This is a genomic window from Amycolatopsis sp. NPDC104863 (assembly GCF_055582965.1).
Map to the genome: position 1 here is coordinate 391,203 of NZ_JBVJOW010000002.1, position 13,223 is coordinate 404,425.

At 69.0% G+C, this 13,223-nt stretch carries 14 protein-coding genes; 5 read left to right on the forward strand and 9 right to left on the reverse strand.

Translation table 11 applies throughout. The features are described 5' to 3' along the window. The first annotated feature begins 234 nt into the window (after window positions 1-234). Genes sdhC through ACZ63J_RS11205 form a run of 4 tightly spaced genes read left to right on the forward strand, consistent with a single transcriptional unit; the run spans window position 235 to window position 3,643 of the window. Window positions 235-678 (forward strand): succinate dehydrogenase, cytochrome b556 subunit, encoded by a 444-nt coding sequence (gene sdhC, locus ACZ63J_RS11190; RefSeq protein WP_465308955.1) that lies wholly within the window; start codon window positions 235-237, stop codon window positions 676-678. A gap of 1 nt (window position 679) precedes the next feature. After that, entirely contained in the window at window positions 680-1,093 is a 414-nt protein-coding gene (locus ACZ63J_RS11195) for a succinate dehydrogenase hydrophobic membrane anchor subunit (RefSeq protein WP_465404244.1), read from the forward strand. A gap of 19 nt (window positions 1,094-1,112) precedes the next feature. Next, window positions 1,113-2,867, forward strand: coding sequence for a succinate dehydrogenase flavoprotein subunit (sdhA, locus tag ACZ63J_RS11200; protein ID WP_465335832.1), 1,755 nt, complete (start codon window positions 1,113-1,115; stop codon window positions 2,865-2,867). Further along, window positions 2,867-3,643, forward strand: coding sequence for a succinate dehydrogenase iron-sulfur subunit (locus ACZ63J_RS11205; protein WP_465404246.1), 777 nt, complete (start codon window positions 2,867-2,869; stop codon window positions 3,641-3,643). The genes sdhA and ACZ63J_RS11205 overlap by 1 nt, the downstream gene beginning before the upstream one ends. Window positions 3,644-4,146: 503 nt before the next feature. Here ACZ63J_RS11205 and ACZ63J_RS11210 read toward each other — a convergent pair. Then, on the reverse strand, window positions 4,147-5,541 hold the full coding sequence (locus ACZ63J_RS11210; protein ID WP_465405677.1) for a S8 family peptidase: 1,395 nt from the start codon (window positions 5,539-5,541) through the stop codon (window positions 4,147-4,149). Window positions 5,542-5,601: 60 nt separating this feature from the next. Beyond that, window positions 5,602-5,838 carry an SCO4848 family membrane protein gene (locus ACZ63J_RS11215; protein WP_465308946.1) on the reverse strand — a complete coding sequence of 79 codons (237 nt, stop codon included), beginning with the start codon at window positions 5,836-5,838 and terminating at the stop codon, window positions 5,602-5,604. Between the two features lie 43 nt (window positions 5,839-5,881). Between ACZ63J_RS11215 and ACZ63J_RS11220 the strand changes: the two genes are divergently transcribed. Next, window positions 5,882-7,123 carry a D-alanyl-D-alanine carboxypeptidase family protein gene (locus ACZ63J_RS11220; RefSeq protein ID WP_465439413.1) on the forward strand — a complete coding sequence of 414 codons (1,242 nt, stop codon included), beginning with the start codon at window positions 5,882-5,884 and terminating at the stop codon, window positions 7,121-7,123. Here ACZ63J_RS11220 and ACZ63J_RS11225 read toward each other — a convergent pair. From ACZ63J_RS11225 to ACZ63J_RS11255, 7 genes are all read right to left on the reverse strand, one after another. After that, complete coding sequence (locus tag ACZ63J_RS11225; protein ID WP_465405680.1) at window positions 7,120-7,566, reverse strand: winged helix-turn-helix transcriptional regulator; 447 nt, start codon at window positions 7,564-7,566, stop codon at window positions 7,120-7,122. The two genes, ACZ63J_RS11220 and ACZ63J_RS11225, sit on opposite strands and share 4 nt — an antisense overlap. Further along, on the reverse strand, window positions 7,563-8,564 hold the full coding sequence (locus tag ACZ63J_RS11230) for an NADP-dependent oxidoreductase (protein WP_465405681.1): 1,002 nt from the start codon (window positions 8,562-8,564) through the stop codon (window positions 7,563-7,565). The genes ACZ63J_RS11225 and ACZ63J_RS11230 overlap by 4 nt, the downstream gene beginning before the upstream one ends. A gap of 8 nt (window positions 8,565-8,572) precedes the next feature. Further along, window positions 8,573-9,679 (reverse strand): acyl-CoA dehydrogenase family protein, encoded by a 1,107-nt coding sequence (locus ACZ63J_RS11235; protein ID WP_465405683.1) that lies wholly within the window; start codon window positions 9,677-9,679, stop codon window positions 8,573-8,575. Window positions 9,680-9,735: 56 nt separating this feature from the next. Further along, on the reverse strand, window positions 9,736-10,749 hold the full coding sequence (gene yhjD / locus ACZ63J_RS11240) for an inner membrane protein YhjD (RefSeq protein ID WP_465405685.1): 1,014 nt from the start codon (window positions 10,747-10,749) through the stop codon (window positions 9,736-9,738). Window positions 10,750-10,912: 163 nt separating this feature from the next. Next, window positions 10,913-11,416 carry an AAA family ATPase gene (locus ACZ63J_RS11245; RefSeq protein ID WP_465405687.1) on the reverse strand — a complete coding sequence of 168 codons (504 nt, stop codon included), beginning with the start codon at window positions 11,414-11,416 and terminating at the stop codon, window positions 10,913-10,915. Next, window positions 11,413-12,447 (reverse strand): tryptophan--tRNA ligase, encoded by a 1,035-nt coding sequence (gene trpS / locus ACZ63J_RS11250; protein WP_465308932.1) that lies wholly within the window; start codon window positions 12,445-12,447, stop codon window positions 11,413-11,415. Before trpS ends, ACZ63J_RS11245 begins: the two co-directional genes overlap by 4 nt. A 46-nt stretch (window positions 12,448-12,493) precedes the next feature. Further along, a complete protein-coding gene (locus ACZ63J_RS11255) occupies window positions 12,494-12,847 on the reverse strand; it encodes a hypothetical protein (RefSeq protein ID WP_465308930.1) in 354 nt (117 codons plus the stop codon). Window positions 12,848-13,223: the final 376 nt, after the last annotated feature.

The following is a 13,223-nucleotide window of genomic DNA, read 5'->3' on the forward strand; positions in this document are numbered from 1 at the left end:
CCCCCTTTGCTGTGACGGCGCACACAACCGCTGTGTGCGCTGGTGTCTGGTCCATCACAGAGAGGAACCCGGAGGTGAGCCGTCCGTCGGGGGCGGGTCTAGCATCCCTTTCATCCACGCTCGATGACCCTTGATCTCGGCATTGCCGCCGTAGTCGTCCCCGGTGGACGACGACGATCAGTGCGGACCTCACCGGCCACCGGGCACAAGTCAGACGTTGGAGGCCGTTCACCGATGTCCACCACGGCGAGCACTGCCCGCGAGGCAGGAGCGAGCGATCGGGCGGGTGCCTCACGCCGGCAGGGGACCTTCTACCGGGGCGACCCCGGCATGTGGTCCTGGGTGCTGCACCGCATCACCGGCGTGCTCACGTTCTTCTTCCTGTTCGTGCACGTGCTCGACACCGCGCTGGTGCGCGTGTCGCCGAACACCTACGACCAGGTCATCGAGACCTACAAGACCCCGATCGTCAACCTCCTGGAGGTCGGCCTGGTCGGCGCGGTGCTGTTCCACGCCCTCAACGGCATCCGCGTCATGCTGGTCGACTTCTGGTCGAAGGGCCCGAAGCTGCAGAAGGCGATGCTCTGGGTGATCGGCGTGGTCTGGGTCGTCGTGATGGTCCCCGGTGCGTTCTTCATGCTGAAGCGCACCGTCGAAACGCTCTTCGGGGGTAACTGACATGGCCGACCTCGCCCTCGCGAACCCCCGTGCGCCGAAGCGTCCCGCCGCCCGCCGGAGCAACTTCGAGCTCTACAGCTGGCTGTTCATGCGGATCTCCGGCCTCGCGCTGATCGTCCTGGTGCTGGGCCACCTGCTGATCATGAACATCCTCGACGGCGGTGTGCACCGGATCAACTGGGGCTTCGTCGCCGGCCGCTGGGCGTCCCCGTTCTGGCAGTTCTGGGACCTGGCGATGCTCTGGCTCGCCGAGATCCACGGCGGCAACGGGCTGCGCACCATCATCGACGACTACGCCCGCAAGGACAGCACGCGGTTCTGGCTGAAGATCCTGCTGTACGTGTCCATGGTCCTGATCCTGGCCGTCGGCACGATGGTGATCTTCACGTTCGACCCGAACATGCCCGCGAACTGACTTTCGGAGACTTCCTGCCATGCAGTTCCACAAGTACGACGTGGTGATCGTCGGCGCCGGCGGCGCCGGGATGCGCGCGGCCATCGAGTCCGGCCAGCGTGCCCGCACCGCGGTCCTCACCAAGCTCTACCCGACCCGGTCCCACACCGGCGCGGCCCAGGGCGGCATGTGCGCCGCGCTGGCGAACGTCGAAGAGGACAACTGGGAGTGGCACACCTTCGACACGGTCAAGGGCGGCGACTACCTCGTCGACCAGGACGCCGCGGAGATCATGGCCAAGGAGGCCATCGACGCGGTCCTCGACCTCGAGAAGATGGGCCTGCCGTTCAACCGCACGCCCGAGGGCAAGATCGACCAGCGCCGCTTCGGCGGGCACACGCGTGACCACGGCAAGGCCGCGGTGCGCCGCGCCTGCTACGCCGCGGACCGCACCGGGCACATGATCCTGCAGACGCTGTACCAAAACTGCGTCAAGTACGGCACGGAGTTCTTCAACGAGTTCTACGTGCTCGACCTCGTCACCAGCGAAGACGAGAACGGCAACCCGGTCGCTTCCGGCGTCGTCGCCTACGAGCTCGCCACCGGCGAGCTGCACGTCTTCCAGGCGAAGTCGATCGTGATGGCCACCGGCGGCGCGGGCAAGATCTTCAAGACGACGTCGAACGCGCACACCCTCACCGGCGACGGCCTCGGCATCATCTTCCGCAAGGGCCTGCCGCTGGAGGACATGGAGTTCTTCCAGTTCCACCCGACCGGCCTCGCGGGCCTGGGCATCCTGATCTCCGAAGCCGTCCGCGGCGAGGGCGGGATCCTGCGCAACGCCGACGGCGAGCGGTTCATGGAGCGCTACGCCCCCACCATCAAGGACCTCGCGCCGCGCGACATCGTGGCGCGCTCGATGGTGCAGGAAGTGCTGCAGGGGCGTGGGTGCGGCCCGAACAAGGACTACGTCGTCCTCGACGTCACGCACCTGCCGGTCGAGGTCCTCGAGACCAAGCTGCCGGACATCACCGAGTTCTCGCGCACCTACCTGGGCGTCGACCCGGTGAAGGAGCCGGTGCCGGTGTTCCCGACCTGTCACTACGTGATGGGCGGCATCCCGACCAACATCCACGGCGAGGCGTTGCGGGACAACGAGAACGTCATCCCCGGGCTGTACGCCGCGGGTGAGGTCGCGTGCGTGTCCGTGCACGGCTCGAACCGCCTGGGCACGAACTCGCTGCTGGACATCAACGTGTTCGGCCGCCGCGCCGGCATCGCGGCCGCGGAGTACGCGCTGGCGCACGAGCACGTCGAGCTGCCGGAGAACCCGACCACGCTGGTCGAGGAGCAGCTGGCGGGCCTGCTGTCGGAGCACGGCGACGAGCGCGTCGCCGACATCCGCAAGGAAATGCAGCAGACGATGGACTCGCACGCGTCGGTGTACCGGACCGAGGACACGCTGAAGCAGGCGCTGACCGACATCCAGGCGCTGAAGGCGCGGTATCAGCGCATCACCGTGGCGGACAAGGGCAAGCGGTACAACACCGACCTGCTCGAGGCCGTCGAGCTCGGCTTCCTCCTGGAGCTGGCGGAGGTCCTCGTGGTGGGCGCGATCGCCCGCAAGGAGTCCCGCGGCGGCCACGCCCGCGAGGACTACCCGACCCGCGACGACACGAACTTCATGCGGCACACCATGGCCTACAAGCAGGGCACGGGTCTGTCGTCCGACATCCGGCTGGACTACAAGCCGGTCACCTTCACCCGCTACGAGCCGATGGAGCGGAAGTACTGATGACTAGCGTTGCCGAAGCTCCTTCTTCTTCCTCGTCTTCCGAGTCGGACCACACCCCGATCACGGTCACGCTGAAGATCCTCCGGTTCAACCCGGAGATCGACAACGAGCCGCACTGGGAGTCCTACGACGTCCCGGCGCAGCGCACGGACCGCTTGCTGAACCTGCTGTTCTACGTCAAGGACTACATCGACGGCACGTTCTCGTTCCGCCGCTCGTGCGCCCACGGCGTGTGCGGGTCGGACGCGATGCAGATCAACGGCATCAACCGCCTGGCGTGCAAGGTCCTGATGAAGGACCTCCTGTCGACGTCCGGCAAGCCGACGGTGATCACGATCGCCCCGATCAAGGGCCTGACGACGTTGAAGGACCTCTACGTCGACATGGACCCGTTCTTCGAGGCGTACCGCGCGATCAAGCCGTACCTGATCACTTACGGCAACGAGCCGACGCGGGAGCGGATCCAGTCGCAGGCGGACCGGGACCGGTTTGACGACACGACGAAGTGCATTCTGTGCGCGTGCTGCACGTCGTCGTGCCCGGTGTATTGGAACGACGGGTCGTACTTCGGCCCGGCGGCGATCGTGAACGCCCACCGGTTCATCTTCGACTCCCGGGATGAGGGGGCGGAGGAGCGGCTGGACATCCTGAATGATGGCGAGGGCGTTTGGCGGTGCCGGACGACGTTCAACTGCACTGATGCGTGCCCGCGCGGGATCCAGGTGACGAAGGCGATCCAGGAAGTGAAGCGCGCGCTGCTGTTCAAGCGCGTGTGAGTTTCGCAATACCGAAAAGGGCCCTCCGGCGACTTCCGCCGGAGGGCCCTTTGGGTAAGGAAACCGGCGGCCGGCAACGCAAGAAGACCACGACGTCACCAGACCTCCCCCGCCCCTCATCCCAGCGTCTCTTCAGCCGCCGGCCGGGTTTGTCAAGGCACGCTTTCCCGCCTTGACAAACCCGGCCGGCGGCTGAAAATCCCACCGGAGGGGCGGGGGACGTCGGACCCGCTCTGCTGCGGCAGACCTCTGCCGTGGCAAAGGAGAAAGCAAAACCGTCCTCGCCGGACGGGCAGGCTCTGGGATGACCGGCCGTCTCGCTGTTCTCTCACTTCTGAGAGGGGGCCGCTGGGTGGTCATCCCGTCGCCTGAGCGAGGCCTATCACTTTGAGCCGGGCCCGCAAGCTTGCGTTGTTAGCTCGCTTTGGCCTCTGTGTTGCGGGCCCGACTCAAAGTGATTTGACGGCCTCAGGCGACGGGATGACCACCCTGCTCCTTTGTTCTTACTTCACCGCGTCCAGGACGTTGACCAAGCCGTGGCCGTAGTACGAATTGTTCTTTGCCGGGCCCGTGCATGCCGTTTCCGTGGCCGTGCACTTCACCGGGTCCGCTTCACCCGTCAGGACCTTTGCCAGCAGCTGGGGTGGGAGCCAGCGGAACTTCGACGCGATCAGCGCTGCCACTCCCGCCGCGTGCGGCGAAGCCATCGACGTTCCGCACTTCGAGCCGTACAGACCGCCGAAGACCGTTGTCGACAGCGGGCAGGCCGGACCGGAGCCCGCCGGCGGTGTCTGGACGAAGTCGCCGCCCGGCGCCGTCACGTCGATCTCGCCGTAGTTGCTGAACGACGACTTCGTGCCCGCGTACCCCACCGAAGACACCGTCACGACGCCGTCGATCGCCTTCGGGAGGATGCCGCACGACTTGTCCACCGGGTGCGGGCGGTTCGGGTCCGTTGTCTGGGACGTCGTGTCGAAGCCCGAGTTGCCCGCCGCCGAGATGTTCAAAACTCCGTGGCGCGTTGAGAACTCGATTGCGCGGCGGACCGCCTCGAACGCTGCCGCGTCGCCGGGCTCGCGGGAGCAGAAGAACATTCCCGGGTCGATGTAATAACTGTTGTTCGTCACCGGGAAGCCGTGCTTCGCCGCCCACACGAACCCGCAGACCGCCGACTCCGGGAAGATGTACCCGTCGTCGTTCACCACCTTCACCGAGGCCAGCTTGACTCCCGGTGCGATGCCCGTGAAGCCCGCCGCCGGGTCCTTGCCCGCGATCGTGCCCGCCACGTGCGTTCCGTGGTCGGACGTCGTCGGGGCCCACGACGCCGGGGAAGTGTCCGGGGCACCCGTGATGCAGCCAGCCGATTCGGAAGGCGAAACGGCGGCCTTAAGAGCCGGGTGCGTCGCGTCGATGCCCGAGTCGAGCACGCCGACCGTCACCGAACGGCTGCCCTGGTACTTCTTGTTCGCTTCGGGCGCGTGGATCGCCTTCATGTCCCACTGCTGAGCGGAGAGGTCACCGGCGGCGGCAACCGACTGCGTGTCCTCCAGCGTCCGGACGGCGCCCAGCGAAGAGCGGGCCGAGGCGGCCGAGGCCACGTCGCGACCACCCGAATACGCCCGGTAGACGCCGATCTTCTGCTGGAAGTCCGCGTTGCGCGAGCTGGCGATCGCCACGCCGATCTCGCCGTAGTACGCCACCTTCGTGCCGCACTTGGCCGCCAGCTCCTTGTCGACCGCCGATGCGCGTGTGCCCGGCTGGTACGTGACCACGTACGTGTACGGCGTGCTCGTCGTGTCACACGCGACCGGTGCGGCCTCGGCGGCCGGGGCCGCGGCGAACAGGCCGCCCGCGACGGCCAGCACGAGCGGGGCCGCCATTCGGCGTAAACGGGACATTCCACCTCCAGAGTCGGTGTCAACCTAAACCGGCCCCGGGGACCGCGCCACCGACCAAAGTCAGGAGGCGACGCGGGAAGCGCGCAGCGCCCGCCAGCCCAGCACCCCGATGATGGTGCCCAGCACGAACGACACCACCGTCAGCACGGCGTGCACGATGAAGTACGCCGTCGGCGAGCCGTCGGGGGTCCAGGACTGGTCGCTCGCCCACAGGTTCTTGGCGAACGTGATCCAGATGATCCACGACCACACGCCGAAGGCCAGCAGGAACAGCGAGGTCCGTCGGGAAATGCGCATGCCCCTGAGTATGCGACGCGGCCCGCGGCGCTAGATTGCGTGGGTGCACTCCGCTGTCTCCCGGTCGCTCAAGGTCTTCACGACGACGCTCGCCGCCGCGCTCCTGGCCCTGAGCACCCCGGCCCTGGCGGCCGCGGCGCCGCAGCAGGGCCAGTGCGCGAACCACCAGGCGCCCCCGCCCGCGGTCGACACTTCGGAGCGGCCCGCGCCGGGCCGGCAGGCCCCGCCCGCGCTGGCCGTGCCGTCGGACCCGGTCGGTGGCCCGCGGATGGCCGAGTGCGGCCTGATCACCCCGGACGGCGCGCTCAACCCGCCGGACGGCAACACCGCGGCGTCGTGGGTGGTGCAGGACCTCGACACCGGCGCGGTTGTCGCGGCGAAGGACCCGCACGCCCGGCAGCGGCCGGCGTCGCTGATCAAGACGCTGCTCGCGCTGGTCGTCGTCACCCAGCTCGACCCGCAGCAGGTGGTCGTCGCGACGAAGGAGGACGCCGAGCAGGAGTGCACCTGCGTCGGCCTCGTCGCCGGCGGCAGCTACACCGTCGACCAGCTGCTGCACGGCCTGCTGATGCACTCGGGCAACGACGTCGCGCACGCGTTCGCCACGGTGCTCGGCGGGGTCGACACCACGGTGTCGAAGATGAACGCGCTCGCCGCCCGCATCGGCGCGCTCGACACGCGCGCCGCGACGCCGTCGGGGCTGGACGGGCCGGGCATGTCGACCTCGGCCTACGACCTCAGCCTGATCTTCCACTACGCGATGAAGCAGCCGGAGTTCGCGAAGACCGTCTCGACGAAGAACTTCGAGATCCCGCCGACCGGCGGCAAACCGGCCATCCCGGTCTTCAACGACAACAAGCTGCTCGGCGTCTACCCCGGCTTCCTCGGCGGCAAGACCGGCTTCACCGACGACGCCCGCCACACCTACGTCGGCGCGGCGCAGCAGCGGGGCAAGCGGCTCGCCGTGGTCATGCTGCGCGCCGAGCAGAAGCCGACGAAGGTCGTCGACCAGGCGGCGAAGCTGCTCGACTACGGCTTCGCGCTGGAAGCCGACCGCGCCGAGCCGGTCGGCAAGATCACCTACCAGGCGCCGGCCGCGACCGACACGACCGGCAGCACCCCGACCGTGCTCCCCGACGGCAGTGTCAGCAGCGGGACGTCCACCGCCGCGGCCGCCAAGGAAGACCCGTTCGGCGTCACCGGCTGGATCATCACGCTGGTCGTGTTCCTGATCATCGTCGGCGGGTTCGTGGTCGGGCACCAGCGCCGGAAGGCCGCGAACTAGCGGAACCCGGGGCCCGGCTCCGGGGTCACCCTGTCCGTGGTGATCGCGCCGCCGCAGTGTCCACACGCGACATACGTGTCGGCGATCTCGCCGCAGTCGTTGTGCCGCAACAGGATCGGCGGCCCCTCCGGTCCGGCCAGGTGCTTGTCGCCCCACTGCATGAGCGTGACGACCGCGCCGAAGAGGTCCCGCCCGGCCTGCGTCAGCTGGTACTCGGGCCGGTCCGGCGCCACCTCGACGCGGTCGAGCACCCCCGCTTCGACGAGCGTCTTCAACCGCGCCGAGAGCGTCGGGCGCGGGATCGACAGGTTGCGCGCGAACTCGCCGTAGCGCCGCACCCCGAAGAACGTCTCGCGCAGGATGAGCAGGCTCCACCGCTCGCCGACCAGGTCGAGGGCCCGGCCGACCGAGTCCGCCGTGAACCGGTGCCGCAGGTCGGTCACAGCGCCAGCACCAGCTTGCCGGTGTTCTCGCCGCGGAACAGCTTGAGCAGCGTCTCCGGGAACTTCGTGATGCCGCCTTCGACGACCTCTTCGCGGGTCTTCAGCCGGCCGTCACGCACCCAGCCCGCCAGCGCCTCGACCGCTTCGGGGTAGCGGTCGGCGTAGTCGGAGAAGACGAACCCGGTCATGGACGCGCGGTGCACCAGCAGCTGCATGTAGTTGGCCGGGCCGCGTGGCCCTTCGGTGCTGTTGTACTGGGAAACCGCGCCGCTGAGCACGATCCGGGCGCCGCGGGCGAGCCGGGACAGCGCCGCTTCGAGGACGTCACCGCCGACGTTGTCGAAGAAGACGTCGATGCCGTCCGGCGCGTGTTCCTTGAGGTCGGCGCGGAGATTTCCGGCGCGGTGGTCGACGGCGGCGTCGAAGCCGTACTCCTCGACCAGCGTCCGGCACTTCTCCGGCCCGCCCGCGATGCCGACGACACGGCAGCCGTGGATCTTCGCGAGCTGGCCGACGACGATGCCGACCGACCCGGCCGCGGCGGACACGGCGACGGTCTGGCCCGGCTCCGGCCGGCCGACGTCGAACAGCCCGAAGTAGGCGGTGATCCCGCTGATCCCGAGCGTGCCGAGGAAGACCGGCGCCGGGGCGAGCGAGGTGTGGACGACCTGGACGTCCTTGCCGTCCGAGACCGCGTAGTTCTGGACGCCGAAGGTGCCGAAGACGTCCTGACCGGCTTCGAACCCGGGGTGGCGCGACTCGACGACCCGGCCGATCCCGCCGGCGCGCATGACCTCGCCGATCCCGACCGGCGGCACGTACGACCGGCCCGCGTTCATCCAGGTGCGCATCGCCGGGTCCAGCGAGAGGTACTTGACCTCGACCAGGAGCTCCCCCTCCCCCGGCGACGGGACGGCTTCCTCGGTGTACTGCCAGTTTTCGTCCGTCGGCAGGCCGGACGGCCGGGCGGCGAGGCGGTACTGGGCGTTGACGGGCACGGGGCTCCTCAGAACTGTTCGGTGCGGGCCGGGACGCCCAGCAGCAGCTTGCCGGACAGCTCGTAGCTGGCCGGGTTGACCTGGAAGTGCGCGGTCGCCGTGTGCGCGTCGCGGAAGCGGCGCTGCAGGGGTGACGTCTCGTAGATCGCCGCACCGCCGGCGAGGTCGTACAAACTGTCGGCGACCTTCGCGGCGGTGCGCGTCGCGTGCGTGGCGGCCAGCCGCAGGCCGAGTTTGAGCTGGTCGGACACCGGTTCGATGCCCTGCGCGGCCTGCCAGGCGTCCTCGATGCTGGTGTAGAAGAGCAGCCGCGCCGCGCGCAAGGCGGCTTCTGCTTCGGCGACGGCGGCCTGGGTCTGCGACCGCTCGGCCAGCGAGCGACTGGACCCGAGCGGCTTGCGGGTCGAGGCCAGCTCGACGAGGTCGTCGAGCGCGCCGCGCGCGTTGCCCATCGCGGCCGCAGCGACGGACAGCGCGAAGTACCCGAAGAGCGGGAACCGGTGCAGCGCAACGGCTTCCTCGGGCGGCCCGCCCATGACCGAGAAGACGCGGTGCTCGGGGACGAACAGGTTGCCGGCGACGCAGTCGTGGCTGCCGGTGCCGCGCAGGCCGGTGGTGTGCCAGGTGTCGAGGACTTCGATCTCGGCCTTCGGCAACGCGGCGACGTACAGCTCGCTCTCGTGGACGAACCCGGCAAAAAGCCAGTCGCAGTGCGGGATGCCACTGCAGAACGGCCAGCGCCCGGACACGACGTAACCGCCGTCCGTTTTCTTGCCGGTTCCGCGCGGCGCCCAGACCCCGGCGGCGACGGTCTTCGGATCGCCGAAGACCTCCTCGGCGCACTTCCGCGGGGCGTAGGCGGAGAGCAGGCTGCTCGTCACGGCGATAGAGACGCACCAGCCGGCCGACGCGTCACCGCGCGCGACTGTCTCCGCCGTCTCGAGACTGAGCGCCGGTGATGCTTCCGGGCCACCGAGATAGCCGGGGACGCCGCTGCGCAGGAGCTGGGCGTCGGTCAGCTTCGTGACGAGTTCGGCGGGCAGGGCGCGCTGCTGCTCGGTGACGGGCGCGAGCGTCTTGGCGAGCGCGGCGCACTCGCGGGCGGCGTCCAGCATGAAACCTCCGGTTCAGATTTCTTACCGGTTCAGTTTCTTTACCGCCCGGGTGGTTGTCAAGGTTTGCGGCGGCCACCCAGCCACGCGAGCAGCGCGCCGGCGCTGAACGCCCCGGCGACGGCCCCGACACCGGGCCCGCGCCGCACGGTGACGTTCTGCTCGAGCCGCACCGGCGGCGGGGGCACGACGACCTTGCGCTCGTTTTCCTTGGCCGTCGCGGTCCAGGCCGTGATGAGCAGGAGGAAGCGCGAGACGAGGTTCGCGAAGACGAGCAGACCGATGACCGGCCCGAACAGCGCGGCCGACGGCGACTTCGTCACGCTGGCCAGGTAGATCGACCCGACCTGCTGCAGGATGACGAACCCGACGGCGGCGACCACGGCGCCCTTGACGGCACTGCGCAGCGCGACCTGCTCCCGCGGCAGCCGCGCGATCACCCAGAGGAAGACGAGGGTGTTGGCGATCAGGCCGAGCACGATCGTCGCGACCCGCAGCAAGTAGATCGCCCAGGTCTGGTCGGCGAGCCCGACGAGTTCGAGCAGGAACTGCCCAACGCCGCCGCCGACCGCGGTCAGCGCGAAGGAGACGATGAGCGCAACCCCGAGCCCGACGAGCGCGACGAGGTCCTTGAGCGTCTGCTTGACCACCGGCTGCGGCTGTTTTTCCTGGCCCCACTGCGCGGTGAGCGCGTCCCGGAGGTTCGACATCCAGCCGATGCCGGAGTAGAGGGCGATGAGCAGCCCGAAGATCCCGATGCCGCCGCCGGAGTCGAGCGCGCCCTTGACGATGCCGTTGACAAGCTCCTGCAGGCCTTCCGGCACGGAACCGTTGATGCCGTCGGTGATCTTCTTGATGATCGCCTGGTCGTGGTTGACCACCAGCCCGACCACGGCAAAGGCGACCATGAAGAGCGGGAAGACGGAGAGCACGCTGAAGTAGGTGATGGCGGCGGCGTAGTGGTTGCCGTACCGCTCGGTGAAGGCCTCGTTCGCCCGGATCAGGTGATCGAGCCACGGGTACTTCCGCCGCAGCCGCGGCAGGAGCTTTTCCTTCGTTTCTTCGTTCGCCACTGTGAAACGCTAACCACGCCGGGTGACTCCCGCAACGCGAGCGGCTTGCGCGGGGGCGGCCGGGTGAGTTTCGGGGGCCGGTGAGGGAGATCGAAGGGCGCGGCGAGCCGCCGTGGAAGATCGAAGCGCGCTGCCCGCCTGGCGACGCCCGCTCGCGAGCGGCTCACGTGAGGGAGGCGAGCAACCCCGCGTAAGCGTCTTCGTCGCGCAGGATCACCGCCTGGGGGCGCGTCGCCGCGTACTCGGCTACTCGGTCGTATGCCGCTGTCAGGTCTTTCTCCGTGAGCGGCTCCGCGGTCTCGACCTCCGACGAACCGCGCTCCGCGAACCGTCGGCGAGTCACCACGAGGCTGGGCAGGAGCACGATTTCGTGGAAGCTCGCGCCAGTCTCGGCGGCCAGGGCTTCGAGGCGCTCGGTGAAACCCGGGCGGGCCAGGAGCTGCGGCACCACGACGTCGTGCCCCGCGGCGAGGTGCGTCCGCGCCGCCGCCACCGCCAGGTCACGCGCAAGCAGCCCCGCCGGGCCCGGTGTTGCCCGCCGGCCGCCGATCATGGCGCGGAGGTGGTCCACGTCGAGGGCCAGGGCCGGTGGGTGGTCGTCGGCGTAGCGCCGGGCGAGCGTCGACTTGCCGCTGCCCGGCGGGCCGTTCAGCAGGACCAGCTTCACCGCGCCGGCGGCAGGAACCCGATTCGCTGGTACGTCTTGGCCAGCGTCCTCGATGCCACCTCGCGGGCGCGCTCGGCGCCCGCCGCCAGCACCTTGTCCAGCTCGGCCACATCGTCCAAATAGGACTTGACCCGGTCCTGGATCGGCGTCACCCACTCGACGAACACCTCGCCGAGGTCCTTCTTCAGGTCGCCGTAGCCCTTGCCTTCGTACGCGGCTTCGAGGTCCGGGATCGTCCGCTCGGTCAGGGCCGAGTAGATCGTCAGCAGGTTCGAGACGCCCGCCTTGTTCTCGGCGTCGAACACCACCTCGCGGCCGGTGTCGGTGACCGCCGAGCGGATCTTCTTCGCCGAGCGCTTCGGGTCTTCGAGCAGCTCCACCAGGCCGTTCGCCGTGGAGGCCGACTTGCTCATCTTGCTCGTCGGGTCCTGCAGGTCGTAGATCTTCGCCGTGTCCTTGATGATGTACGGCTCCGGCACCACGAACGTCTTGCCCAGCCGGTTGTTGAAGCGCTGCGCGAGGTCGCGCGTCAGCTCCAGGTGCTGGCGCTGGTCCTCGCCGACCGGGACCGCGTCGGCCTGGTAGAGCAGGATGTCCGCGGCCTGCAGGATCGGGTACGTGAACAGCCCGACGCTGGAGCGGTCCGAACCCTGCTTCGCGGACTTGTCCTTGAACTGCGTCATCCGGCCGGCCTCGCCGAAGCCGGTCTGGCACTCCAGGACCCAGCTCAGCTGGGCGTGCTCCGGCACGTGGCTCTGCACGAACAGCGCGCTGCGGCCCGGGTCGATGCCGATGGCCAGCAGCTGCGCGGCCGAGACGCGGGTGCGCTGCCGCAGCACCTTCGGGTCCTGCTCGACCGTGATGGCGTGCAGGTCGACCACGCAGTAGAACGTCTCGTGCGTGTCCTGCATCCGCACCCACTGGCGCAGCGCGCCGAGGTAGTTGCCGAGGTGGAACGAGTCGGCGGTCGGCTGGATCCCGGACAGGACCCGCGGGCGGCGCTCTGCTGCGACGGTCTGCTCTTCGGACACGTCAGGATTCTTTCAGGCCGGGACGCGCGACGGGCGCCGAGGGCCCTCAGGCGTGCGGGCGCTGGGTGAGGAACGGGCGCGTCGGCGTCGCGTCGGGCTCGCCGAGGACGGCTTCGGCCATCGCGGTGACCGGGCCGGGGGCTTCCGGCACGGCCGGGGCGGCCTCGGCGACGCGGGCCTTGCGGCGCTGGCGCAGCACACCCAGCGTCATGCCGACGATGCCGAGCGCGACAGCGACCAGCCCGACCGGGCCGAGCACGCCAAAGCTCTCCGTGTTGGTGTCCGCCTGAGCGGTCGTCGTGACGTCGGCGAACGCGGTCGCTCCGCCGGCCAGGAGCAGGCCGGCCGGGACCAGCGCGACCACGACGGCCGCGCGGAACCCGCGCAGCGTGGACCGCATCAGGGTTTGACCTGGGTTGCGCACCGGAGTGCCTCCCGCGAGTGACGAGCGCAGTGTATTCACCCAAAGCCTCACCCATCCGAGTGAGACGCTGCGTGCTACTGGTCAAAAAACTACCGAGCGTGTCAAGACCTGTCGGTACCGATCGATTCGGGGGCCGAGACTAGCCCCCAACCGAGAACACGATCCGGGCACCCCCATGGTTCAGCCCGCCACCCGAGTGGGTGTTGCGGAAGGCGGAACGCTCATACTCAAAGTAGAGAGTGACCAATTCGTGTCCGGCCGTTCGTCACCCGTTCATCGTAAGATCGCTTCACCCTCTGCCGTTCGGTGCAGTTACCGCTGGTCCGATCGCGTCGTCTTATTCGGAAAACTT